This window comes from Pseudomonas sp. GM102, assembly GCF_000282555.1.
Lineage (GTDB): Bacteria > Pseudomonadota > Gammaproteobacteria > Pseudomonadales > Pseudomonadaceae > Aquipseudomonas.
The window spans coordinates 55,885-67,766 of record NZ_AKJB01000100.1 but is presented as its reverse complement, the minus strand read 5'-3'; the positions used below and the strand labels follow the sequence as shown (position 1 = coordinate 67,766).

The following is an 11,882-nucleotide window of genomic DNA, read 5'->3' as shown; positions in this document are numbered from 1 at the left end:
GGCAACCTGGTTTTGCCTCAAAGATGGCCTATTCAGCGAGGATGCACTTAATGAGCTATCGTACCGTGCCCGCTTTCAAGCGAATTATCCATGGTCTGTTCTGGACGGGCCTCAGCGTGAATGCGGCTCAGGCCGCGCCGGCCAATTGTTCGCAACTGGATAATATGCCGACAACGTTTGAGGTCGGTCAGGGGCTTCAGAATGAACTGCGCGTCCCCGTCCCGGTGACACAGCTGGCAGTCGGCGATCCGAAAATCGCCGACGTGCAACCCAGCGGCAACAACCCCAATGCTTTCTTGCTCACCGGTATGGCGCCGGGGACCACCAGCCTGATGGTCTGGACCGCCTGTTCGGCAACGCCGCGCCAAAGCATGGTGTTCGTCAAGGGCAAGGCCACCGCGGCGCTCACCAGCGTCTCGACAGTGCCTTCCGAAGATCCGCTGTTGCCGATCCAGGTGCAAACTGACATCCGCTTCGTTGAAGTCAGCCGGACCAAACTCAAGGAAGCCAATGCCTCGATTTTTGGCCGCCAAGGCAACTTCCTGTTCGGATCACCGAGAACCTTGCCCACCATCGGCGGCATTGTCACGCCGTCGGTGCCGGTGAACAACGGCATGTTCAACTTCGCTTTTGCGTCCAGCGATACTCTAGTGTCGATCAACGCACTGGAAGGCAGCGGTTTCGCCTACACCCTGGCACGGCCAAGCCTGGTAGCGCTCAGCGGGCAGAGTGCGAGCTTCCTGGCCGGTGGTGAAGTGCCGATTCCAGTACCCAGTTCCGGCAGCGATAACGTGTCCATCGAGTACAAGGAATTCGGTATCCGCCTGACCCTGACGCCAACCATCATCGGGAAAAACCGTATTGCGCTGAAGGTGGCGCCGGAAGTCAGTGAACTGGACTTCACCAACGCCGTGAGCATCGCCGGCACCATCGTTCCGGCGCTGACCATTCGACGTACCGACACCAGCATCTCCCTGGCCGACGGCGAAAGCTTCGTCATCAGCGGCTTGATCAGCACCCGCAACAACTCCCAGGTGAACAAGTTTCCGGGGCTGGGCGATATCCCGATTCTGGGGGCATTCTTCCGCGACAACACCATCAACCGTGAAGAGCGCGAACTGCTGATGATCGTTACCCCGCATCTGGTCCAGCCACTGGCTGCCAATGCACAACTACCGTCATTGCCTGGCGAACAACTGCGCAACTACGACCCGAACTTCTATCGTATGTTCTTCCTCGAAAATGGCGATTTCGACAGTCGCTCCGGGCTCTCACAATGAGCCTGAATCAGACTTGCCTCGCCCTCACTCGTAACGGTGACCTTGAGCGCTTGCCGAGCCAGCTTTATTGCCATTGGCCTGGCGTTCAACGTGTTGTAGCCAGAGGACACTCGATGAAAGCAGTCATTGCAATAGCGGCGACATTAATGCTCGCAGGTTGTGCCAGCAATGGCCTGCCTTCGCGACCGCCTGAATGTGCCAAGCCCGGTTCGGATCAAGAGTTGGCCCTGAGCCTGGCCGACAACATGGTCAGCGAAGGCCGTTTGTATGCCAGCCTGGCGAATCTTGAAGGTTTGCCCGACAACCTGGTTCAGGTTCGCCTGCGCAAGGCTCGGGTGCTGCGCTTGATGGGGCGTAACGAGGCGGGGCCGTTGTATCAAAGCTTGCTCGGCACCTGTCTGGCCGCCGACGGGGAACATGGCTTGGGCCAGTTGGCCGCGGCCAAAAATGATTACGCCAACGCTACCACTCACCTTGAGCGTGCGGTGAAGATGGCCCCCACCGACGACAGGATGCGCAATGACCTGGGGGTGGTCTACCTCAATCAGCGACGGATCCCTGAAGCACGCTTTGAGTTCATGACCGCCATGGAGCTCAAACAGTCCAATTCACTGGCGGCACTCAATATGGTGACGCTGCTGATCTATCAGGATAACTGGAAGGCAGCTTCCGAACTCGTGACCCGCGCCAGCTTAAACCCTCAGCAAGTCGCAGAGGCTCAAACCCGCGCGGAAAAACTCAAGGCTTCTGCTAAAAAGGCGGTGGCTTCCGAGGGGAATCGCAGAACTGAGGTAGCCGCTGCCTCATCCAGTGCGACCAAGTAAAACGTACGAGGAGTCGAGATGAATACCAAGAGGCTGTTGATCGTGTGCATGGCTTGCCTGTCCACCAGTGCCTGGGCTATTGAACCGGGCCCCTCTTCGAAGGAACAAAAAGGCACCGAACAGTGGTTGGTGCTACAGAGTCGCGGCGTAGTGGCCTCGCCTAAACTGCAAACCGCTTCGGCCACCGAACGTGACCTGGCCATGCAGCGTTGGCTGAACAGCTTCAACTACCCGATTCCGGAGTTTTTTGACCAGGATGCAGCGGGGAAAATGACCATCAGCAACTGAGGCACGTCAAGGATTGATCAGCCTCTGGCGTCGTTCAGAGTGGCCTGGCTGCAAAGCCGGGCTAGACGTCGTGTGCAGGAAAGCAATGGCATCTACGAATTATCCAAACCTGGCCGGATTACCCTGGAGCTGCCGAAGGCTGCGATCTTTTGATTCTGAGGCCTGGGCAACGAATTGCCTGCCAGAAAAATCAAAAGTCGCAGCCTGCGTCAGCTCCTGTAGAGGATGTGTAAACCTATGGCAGGAAGGTGCAGATCAAGCTCGGTTGGCAAGACCATCCTGTTCGACAGCAAGGACCTCATTACTTCCCGAATGTCTTGAGTACCCCGATCATGGCGGGGCCAATGGCTATCAGAAAGAAGCTCGGCCACAGGCAGAAAATCAAAGGGAATACCAGCTTGGTGCCGATTTTCGCCCCCGCTTCTTCGGCCGCCTGTGTACGCCGATCACGGAATTCATCGGCATAGATACGCAGGGTGTCGGCCACGCTGGTACCGAAGCGGATACTCTGCGCCAGCAGGCTGACCAACCCTTGTACGTCCTCCAGGCCGGTGCGCACAGCCAGTTGCTTGAGCGCCTCGGTACTGGAAATGCCCGCGCGGATTTGCGCATTGACCAGCGCCAGTTCTTCAGCCAACTCAACCTGACTGACCGACATCTCTTCAGCCACCCGTTCGATCGTCAGGGGCAAGGCCAGGCCCGACTCCACGCAAACCACCATCAGGTCCAGGGCATCCGGAAAGGCGGCACGCAGCCTGCCCTGCCTGGCTTGCTTACGCTTTGTGACATACAGCGCGGGGGCCAGCCAGCCGATAGCAGCTGCCATTAACACCAGCGACAACCCCGCAATCAAAGAAAGCTTGGGGATCAGTGGCAACGCCAACAGCGTAAGGCCAACCAATATCAGTGGCAACAACAGGCGCACTGCCCAGTACATCTGGATTGCCGACGATGAGCGGTAACCGGCGTGCGTCAACAGGGTTTGTGTAGCGGACGTCTGACCCGCATCAGTCGAGGCAAAGCGTTGACCGACCCGCTCCAGCAATAACTGTAGATTTCCCGGTGCATCCTGCCCGACTGAACTCCCCGAATGACCGCGTTTGATCAGCGCCAGACGACGCCGCACAGGGTCCTGCAGCCCCAAAAGCAGGAGCATCACGGTGGTGATCGCGAGCACTGCGCTCAGACTCATCGCACCGATAAACAACAGGCGTGCCATCTCCTCATTGCCTGTTACTCGACTGAACAACCCGAGTAAAAAATCCATGACCTGTACCTCCACATGGCGAATAACCCTTAAACCTGAATCCGGATGATTTTGCGAATCCAGAAAATCCCGATCAACATGCAACCAAAAGCGATGAAGATCAGCTTATGACCGATCGGATCATTGAGCAGCAGCGGCAAGTAGGTAGGGCTGGTGAACACGATCACCGCCGCCAGCACGAAGGGAATGGCCACCAGTATCCAGGCCGACATCCGCCCTTCGGCTGACAGGGTCTTGACCTTGCGCTGGAAGCGAAAGCGCCCGCGGATCAACCGGCTCAGACGCTCCAGCACCTCAGTCAGATTGCCGCCGGTCTCACGATGGATGAGGATCGAGGTCACCAGCATCATCACCGTCATGCTTGGCATGCGCTCCAGCAGGCCTAGCATGGCCCGGCGTACGTCGTTGCCATAGTTGATATCGGCGAAGGTCAGCCCGAACTCATGGGCGACTGGCCCCTTGTGCTCCTCAGCGACCAGGCGCAGGGTTTCGTTGAACGGGTGTCCGGCACGCAGGGCACGGCACATGGCATCCAGCGCATCCGGCAGGCCTTCCTCAAACTCAGCGAAACGTTTGCCACGGTCACGAAAAACTTTCAGCAGGGGTAACCAGAACACCCCGAAACCCGCCAGCAGCGCCATCCACCAGATTGACGAGATCATCCAGATCGAGACACCCGCGCAGGCCCCCAGGAACAGCCCGAGCAATAACACCCGATAGGCCCGATATTCGTGTCCGGCCTGCTCAATCACCTGTGTCAGGTTCGCCATGAAGGGCAACTGCTCGAGCATGGCTTCCAGTGGCGACAAGCGCGTCAGGTATTTCTGCCGCAACACCGTCTGCATGTTGGGCAGATTGTTGGCTTTCTCCAGCACATGCAAGCGGCCGCGGATGCGCTTGCGCATCTTGCCGGCCTCGCCGAACACCGGCACTACCACGCCCTGGGACAGAAGGAACACGGCGATAAACACCATGCCAAGGAACATCAGAATGAATTCACCAGGAATATTGTTCATGACTGCCGTGCCTCCATCCACTCAGGCCTGAACATCGTGAGCGGCAACTCGATACCGCGCTTGGCCAGCACATCGCGGAAGGCCGGGATCATGCCGCTGGGGCGATAATCACCGAGCACCTCGCCGTTTTCGCCCATGCCTTGACGCGCAAAGGAGAAAATTTCGGTCATGGTGATGATCTCGCCTTCCATGCCGTTGATCTCCTGCACGCTGACCAATCGGCGCTTGCCGTCCTCCTGACGTTCCAGCTGGATCACCACATCGATGGCCGAAGCGATCTGCTGCCGCATGGCCTTGATCGGGAAGGTCGCCCCGGTCATCGACACCATGTTCTCGATTCGCCCCAGCGCATCGCGCGCGGTGTTGGCGTGGATAGTGGTCAAGGAGCCGTCATGGCCGGTGTTCATGGCGGTCAGCATGTCCAGCGCTTCAGCGCCGCGCACTTCGCCGATCACAATGCGGTCCGGACGCATCCGCAAACTGTTGCGCACCAACTCGCGCTGACTCACCTCGCCTCGTCCCTCAATGTTGCAAGGGCGGGTTTCCAGGCGCACCACATGGGGCTGCTGCAGTTGCAGTTCGGCCGAGTCTTCAATGGTGACGATCCGCTCGTTCTGCGGAATGAAACTGGACAACACATTGAGCATGGTGGTCTTGCCGCTGCCGGTACCGCCGGAAATCAGCACGTTCAAGCGCCCGCGGACAATCGCCTTGAGCAGCAGGGCAATGGCCGGGGTCAACGTACCCACCGAGATCAGGCTGTCGGTATTGAGCAGGTCCACCGCAAAGCGGCGAATCGACATGCTCGGGCCGTCGATGGCCAGCGGCGGAATAATCGCGTTAACCCGCGAACCGTCCTTGAGTCGGGCATCCACCAATGGCGAGGATTCGTCGATACGCCGACCGAGGCTGGACACAATGCGGTCGATGATGTTCAGCAAATGCTGATCATCGCGAAAGCGCACATCGGTCCTTTGCAGTTTGCCAAAACGCTCGACATAGACCGAGGCAAAGCCGTTGACCAGAATGTCGGACACGCTGTGATCGGCCAGCAACGGTTCCAGGGGACCCAGGCCAAGCACCTCATCGGTGATCTGCTTGATGATCAACTGGCGGCTGGTGGTACTTACCGGCGCCGAATGCTCATCGAGCAGGCGCTGGCAAATGTCGCGAATCTGCCGCGTGGCTTCGGCCTGTTCAAGGGAGTCCAGCAAGGACAGGTCCATGACCTTGAGCAACTGCTGGTAGATCTTTTCCCGCCACTCGGCCTCAACCGGGGTGACCTGGCTTCTGGTTTCGTAAAGAACGTCCGGCGCCGCACGTTCCCACGCCATTATTTCCTCTGCTGGGTCCAGCAGGTCGTCGCCCAGCTGAGTAGCCGACGAAGCGGCGGGTTTACCGGACTGTTTGCGCAAGCGGTTACGAAAGTCGCTGATCATGGGTCATCCCCCGAAAAAACGGTTGAAGGCGCGTTTGAGTAAGCCTTTGTTCCCGGCCACCTGTTGACCGACCAGGTCCTCGGTCATGTCGCGCAGTGCAGCAGTGATCGCTGCCTTCGGCGCATGCAGCCCCAACGGCACGCCAGTGTTCTGACTCTGGCTGACCAGGTTGAAGTCGTTGGGTATTTTCGACAGATTGGTGCAGCGCAGCGCCTCGCCGATATCTTTGAGGCTGATCGCTCCCGACTTGTCAAAGCGGTTGACCACGATCTGCAATTGATCGCCGCGCACACCCAGGTCATCGCGAAGAATCCGCACCAGTGAGCTGGCATCGCGCAGATGGCTGACGCTCTGCTGCACCACGACGTACACCCGATCCACCTGTTCCAGCACGGAGCCAGTGAGGTGGTCGATTTGCCGCGGCAGGTCAATCACCACCCAGTCGTAGCTGGCGCGGGCCAACTTCAACAGGGCGTCAAGTTGCTCGGGTTGGGCATCCTGCGGCAGACACAGCTCACCGGCTCGACCACCCAGCACATGCAAGGTGGGGCTGAAGTGACTGCAAAAACCACGTAGCGCGACGCTGTCCATGCCGTCGATCTGGTGCAACACCTCCAGATGGCTGTGCGTTTGCGCCACATCCAGATAATGCGTCACGCTGCCAAATTGCAGGTCCATGTCCAGCAACAGGGTACTGCCGCCCCTGGCACTGAGCTGCTGAGCCAGGTTGCAGGCCACCAGAGTTCCGCCGGAGCCGCCCTTAGCGCTCATCACGGCGATCAATTTCCCTTCCGCCCCACTGCCGGTCCGAACCTCCATGACCAGCCGATTCAAGGCGGCAACCAGTTCTGTTTCGGCGATGGGCTCGGGCAGTACGTCACGGGCGCCGGCCTGCATCGCCATTCGCATGCCTTCCTGATCACTCAGCAGACCGCAGACCAACATCGGCGGACGCTCATGGGCCGGGTGCAGCAACAGCGCCGCCAGCTCCTCACGCCACAGGTGACTGACGCGCAACAGCAACAGATCGGGCATCCGGTCCAGGCCGTAGAGCGGGTCGACATGCCCGTTACTCACCAGGCGAGTGCTCACCTCCAGGCAGGGCATGCGTTGGCAGACACTCTGTAGGTCGCGCAAAGAGGTGGCGTCACGGCTGCTAATCAGCAACCGGAGCCCGGCTTTGCCAGTCGAACTGGAGACTGGAGTTTCCTTGGTATTCAGCATGGTGTGATCTCCCCGGAATCGGAATGACGCCCAAGGCTTTCGCGTGGCAAGGTTGCCCTGAATGTAGGCAGGGTAATGGGCACGCCGAACCCGGGAATAAACAGATTGAAAACGAAGTTTTGCAGACTCAACTGGACATAGCGGATGGCACGAAAACCGTTGACTCCACTCGTGTCGGCGGGGTTGCCCACCTGAGCGCCGTTTACGTCCAGATAGGTCAACGTCAAGTTGGTGGTGGCCAGATCGGTGATGATCTGGCTCGCACCGGCGTCGGTCGCGGCATTGAAGATAGCCCGCCGCAACACCACCGGATCACTGATATTGCACACCGACGCCAGGCGCGCACCACGGCGCACGACTTCATCTAGCGCATTGATCGTGAAGTACAGGCGGCCGATTTCCAACGCGCCGAACAACAGCGTGAATATCAGCGCGCCGATGATGGCGAACTCCACCACATAGGTGCCTTGCATGCGTTTGCGATTCATTACAGTGCCCTCATGACAGTGGTGGCGACCAGCGGAATGCTCAGCGCAATCGGATTACCGAAAAACCCGGGAAGCGATCCGGTGCAATTGCCACCGCCAATCACCGGGCAGAATGTAAAAGTGATGGTGACTCGCACATGGTCGGTGCCCACGGCGGCGACGACCACGTTGTTGGCCGTCAATCCGGATATCACTGGGGTTCCGGTCTGGCTAGGCACGCCATAGACCGCGACGTTTTTCGTCTGGGTCTGCAGCGTATTGCTCAGGGAGACCGCACCAAGCGTCGAGTTCCAGGCTTGGCTGGCGACGAAACGGTCGGCATCACGGCTGGCCTGCAGCAGTACGTTGTACTGGTAGAGCATGCGGCCGAACTCACCGAGAGCCAGCAGCAACAACAGCAGCACCGGCAGGGCGAGGGTGAATTCCACCATGGCCAGGCCCTGCTGGCGCCGCGGATGTTTAAACGAATGAAGTCTCATGACGCCTCCTACGAGTCTGTGCTCGGAGTGCCGCTGCCGTTGAGATAGGTTTTGTAGAGCTGAATGATCTGCGGGCCGGAATCGTTCGTCGGATTAGGACCGGGCACATTGTCGCCTTCGCACTCCTTCACAAACTGGCCGAAGATCTGCGCTTCCGTGCCGCCGTTACTCATTGGCTGCACCACGAAATAGCAACCAAAACCCAGGACAGGGATCGAGGTGGTACCGCCCTGTTGGCCGGTGCAGTTGCCCACCACGATTTTCAGCATCCGGCGCTCGAACACCCCGTTGCTCTGACAGTCACTGCCGGACCCTGCCACACAGGCCGCAGCACTCACACGCCAGTCGTTGTAGTCCTGTATCGCGTTGCCGCCCGCCGTGAGATCGCCGTTGTTCGAGGTGACGGTTTGCCCCTGGTATTTCATTTGTGGAGGGGAAACTGAGTCGTCGTAAGTGATCGCGGGATTGCTGGACGTGGTCACCAGGTCGGGCGGATAGGCCGAGGCACTGACCGGGCCGTTGTAGATGCCGAAGCGCGTATTCAAGCCTTGAGACGCAGGGCCCACCGTGTTGCCGGGTTTGGTCTGGACATTTTCCCCCACGTTGCGGCAGATCGAGCCGCCTCCGGCCATATCTGTCCTGACCGAACTGCCGCCCGAACCAAAATCGAGCAACTGAAAGTTGCCTGGACCAATGGGGGACGAATTGCCGGCAGCCGACTTCAATACTTGCAAATCACCAAATTGGAAGCCCCAGAACATACCGGCGTCCGGGTCGTATTGAGCCGGATCGCCACAGACCATCAAAGGTGCGAGATCACAGGGGCTGGTAGGGCTGGGGCCTGCGGTGGCGATCGCCGACACTGCTTTGTTCCCCAAGCCGCTAGTGCCGAATGTCTGGACGAAGTTCCAGAAAAATCCTGTCAGGCCATAGTTCGGTACCGATACCCGAACATATTTGGCATCCGCAGGCCCCGGATAGGTAAATGGGCCATAGACGCTGCTTGCCAGTTCCACTACCGCGAAGCCTGCGTTGCCAACCATCGCCGTGGCCAATTCGCTATTACCCATGGCATTGGCATTTTGCGCCAGCGTATTGAGCGCGGCAGTGCGCGTTACGCTGGCAGGGTTGCTACCACCTTCCACCTGGCTCAGGGTTTTGGCGCCACTCAGGGCGGCAGCGTCTACAGCGTTCTGCAGGCGCGTCTTGTTCAACAGCATGTGGCCCACGTCGAGCGTTAAACCCGCCATCATTAAAATCGCCGCCAACGCGATTACCATCAACACGCTCACCGATCCTTCCTGGCGCCTTGGCGTCGCAGTGAACGGCTGCCGAATACGAAGATTCATCATCAAGCCCTCATTTGCCGAAACTGATCCGGATCGGCACCGCCAATGCCTGGGTGCCCAGCTGCCCTACCGCTCTGTCAATGCTTGACTACACTGGCTTGGGTCCCGCGGATAATGGTGATAGACCCGCCTCCCTCGCCATTACCGCGGCGCACCACGCGTTTTGGCGCTGGGGCAGCGGCCATCGCCATGACCGGTGCGGCAGGCGCAACGGTCGCGATTTTTTTCTCGGCGTTCAGCGGATTGCGCAGGGTCAGTTGCAATTTCCCTTCCGTTTGCGCGGTGACCAGGGTTTCAGCCTCTGCGGTCGTCATCTCAAGCGTTACTGCGCGCACCACCACCGGTTGGGTCTTGTCGGTACCCGCCGTCTGGTCCACCGCCAACACCCGCAAGTTCTCGAGGATGGTCTTGGACACGGCGTTGTTGCCGCTGCCATCAGTGCGTTTGGTTGCCAGCACATCGACCCGGTTACCCGGCAAGAGGAATCCGCCCACGCCGACCACATCGTCCACGCGTACCGAGATGGCACGTTTGTCTGTCGCAATCAGAGACGCCAGGGTACTGCCCCCCAGATGCTCGCTCAGGCGCGCGCCGCGCATGATGTCGCCCTTCAGGATGTCGAACGTTGCGATCTTGCCTACTGCTTTGTCGGTAGAGTCGAAAGCATCGTCCGGTATCGTATCTATGGGCATGCGCATGGTCGTGACTTGTTGAGCCTCGACCATCTGCCCGAATGGAATCTCGACCGTGGCGACTACCACGCTTCGAAGGTGGTCATCCGGGCTGGCATTGAGCCGTGCGCTCAGCCAGGAATCGGCCATCCATGCAGCCCCAAGGCCCATGACCAGAGAAATGCCTATCAGGGAAACAGTACGAGAGCTCATGTCAGTATCTCCGCTTCAAAGAAAGTCGAGCTGGACGAAATAGTTGTGCCAGGCCCATTCCAGCTCCTGCGGCGACAGGGCTCCGGAACCGCCCAGGTAACGCTGACGGTCGAGGGCCATGTTCAGGAGATCGCGGGGGTGGCAAGGCACCAAGGGCATGCCTTCACTTGCATAAAGCCTTTGCAATACATAACGCAGCAGCAGCGGGTCAAAAGGAATGCCCAGGCGCTCGCTTTCCTGACGCCAGATCTTTTCGTACTCCTCAGGCTTCAGGTAACCGAACTGCAGCTTGTAGCCAATCCGGCGGAGGAAGGCCTCATCGGCCAGCTCCAGGGGATTGAGGTTGGTGGAAAACACCAGAATCAAATCGAACGGCAGCTCACAATGCCGACCGCCGCCTAGGTTGATGAAGTCGCGCTTCTCTTCCATGGGTACGATCCAGCGATTCAACAGCTCGGCCGGAGCCATGCGCTGGCGTCCCATGTCGTCGATGATGAACAGGCCATTACTGGCCTTGAGTTGCAAGGCGGCTTGGTATTGACGGGTGTAGGGGTCATAGCGAACGTCCAGCTGTTCCATGCTCAGCTCGCCGCCCGTAATCACGATCGGGCGTTTGCAGCACAGCAGTCGACGGTCGATCCCTTCGTTGAGCATCAGATTGTTCTGTTGACCGTTTTCATCGAGCCGCTGATGTACTTGCGGATCGTAGATCTCGATCACCGACTCATTGATCACGATGGCGTGAGGCACCCAGATGGCTTCGGCGAACAGACGAATCAGCCGACTGCTGACATAAGTCTTGCCGGTACCCGCAGGGCCATAAATCATGATCGCGCGCCCGGAGTTCAGCGCCACGCCCAACTGATCGAGCATCCCTTCGGTAAGCACCACGCCAGCAAGGGCGTTGTGCATATCGTTGGAGTTGATGCGGCCATGGTGAATGGTCTGGATTTTGATCAGGGAGCGGTAGGAACTCACCGGGAAGGGTGCCGCGCCGATGTAGCCACTGCGCGACAAGGCATCGCGGGCGGCACTGCGACCACGTTCGGTCAGGCCATAACGCAGCATCTGCCCACTGGCTTGCCCCATCTGGCCGAGCACTTCGACACGGCCATCCTTGCGCAAGAACGCCAGGACTTCTTCAAGTACAGCGCCGGTCAGCGCCAGGCGCTCCACCAGCCGCGGCATGTCCAGCACGCCGGCGTCATACAAATGCTTGCACACCAACTCACCGAGAAAACTGTCGGACAGACCAGTTTCGCGAATATTGCACGGCTGAGGAGCCAGTCGTTGCACCGCTTCTCGATCACTGGGGTAGGCATCACTATCGACGATGACGTGCAT

12 protein-coding genes are annotated in these 11,882 nt (G+C 59.0%); 3 read left to right on the top strand and 9 right to left on the bottom strand.

Annotated elements, in window-relative coordinates; all coding sequences use genetic code 11:
- The first annotated feature begins 50 nt into the window (after positions 1-50).
- From PMI18_RS06085 to PMI18_RS06095, 3 genes are all read left to right on the top strand, one after another.
- Positions 51-1,280, top strand: coding sequence for a type II and III secretion system protein family protein (locus PMI18_RS06085; protein WP_007905184.1), 1,230 nt, complete (start codon positions 51-53; stop codon positions 1,278-1,280).
- A gap of 113 nt (positions 1,281-1,393) precedes the next feature.
- Positions 1,394-2,104 carry a tetratricopeptide repeat protein gene (locus PMI18_RS06090; RefSeq protein ID WP_007905183.1) on the top strand — a complete coding sequence of 237 codons (711 nt, stop codon included), beginning with the start codon at positions 1,394-1,396 and terminating at the stop codon, positions 2,102-2,104.
- 18 nt (positions 2,105-2,122) lie between these two features.
- Positions 2,123-2,392: a DUF3613 domain-containing protein gene (locus tag PMI18_RS06095; protein WP_007905182.1), complete on the top strand. Its 270-nt coding sequence runs from the start codon at positions 2,123-2,125 to the stop codon at positions 2,390-2,392.
- Between the two features lie 301 nt (positions 2,393-2,693).
- Here PMI18_RS06095 and PMI18_RS06100 read toward each other — a convergent pair whose 3' ends face one another.
- From PMI18_RS06100 to PMI18_RS06140, 9 genes are all read right to left on the bottom strand, one after another.
- A complete protein-coding gene (locus tag PMI18_RS06100; protein WP_007905178.1) occupies positions 2,694-3,659 on the bottom strand; it encodes a type II secretion system F family protein in 966 nt (321 codons plus the stop codon).
- A 29-nt stretch (positions 3,660-3,688) separates the two neighbouring features.
- Positions 3,689-4,675, bottom strand: a complete 987-nt coding sequence (locus PMI18_RS06105) for a type II secretion system F family protein (protein WP_007905176.1) — start codon at positions 4,673-4,675, stop codon at positions 3,689-3,691.
- Entirely contained in the window at positions 4,672-6,114 is a 1,443-nt protein-coding gene (locus PMI18_RS06110) for a CpaF family protein (protein WP_007905174.1), read from the bottom strand. The genes PMI18_RS06105 and PMI18_RS06110 overlap by 4 nt, the downstream gene beginning before the upstream one ends.
- A 3-nt stretch (positions 6,115-6,117) precedes the next feature.
- On the bottom strand, positions 6,118-7,338 hold the full coding sequence (locus PMI18_RS06115; protein WP_007905172.1) for an AAA family ATPase: 1,221 nt from the start codon (positions 7,336-7,338) through the stop codon (positions 6,118-6,120).
- Complete coding sequence (locus PMI18_RS06120) at positions 7,332-7,826, bottom strand: TadE/TadG family type IV pilus assembly protein (protein ID WP_007905170.1); 495 nt, start codon at positions 7,824-7,826, stop codon at positions 7,332-7,334. Before PMI18_RS06120 ends, PMI18_RS06115 begins: the two co-directional genes overlap by 7 nt.
- Positions 7,826-8,305: a TadE/TadG family type IV pilus assembly protein gene (locus tag PMI18_RS06125; protein ID WP_007905168.1), complete on the bottom strand. Its 480-nt coding sequence runs from the start codon at positions 8,303-8,305 to the stop codon at positions 7,826-7,828. The genes PMI18_RS06120 and PMI18_RS06125 overlap by 1 nt, the downstream gene beginning before the upstream one ends.
- 8 nt (positions 8,306-8,313) lie before the next feature.
- Positions 8,314-9,657: a pilus assembly protein TadG-related protein gene (locus PMI18_RS06130; RefSeq protein ID WP_007905167.1), complete on the bottom strand. Its 1,344-nt coding sequence runs from the start codon at positions 9,655-9,657 to the stop codon at positions 8,314-8,316.
- Between the two features lie 74 nt (positions 9,658-9,731).
- On the bottom strand, positions 9,732-10,538 hold the full coding sequence (gene cpaB, locus PMI18_RS06135; protein WP_007905166.1) for a Flp pilus assembly protein CpaB: 807 nt from the start codon (positions 10,536-10,538) through the stop codon (positions 9,732-9,734).
- A gap of 15 nt (positions 10,539-10,553) precedes the next feature.
- Complete coding sequence (locus PMI18_RS06140; protein ID WP_007905165.1) at positions 10,554-11,882, bottom strand: hypothetical protein; 1,329 nt, start codon at positions 11,880-11,882, stop codon at positions 10,554-10,556.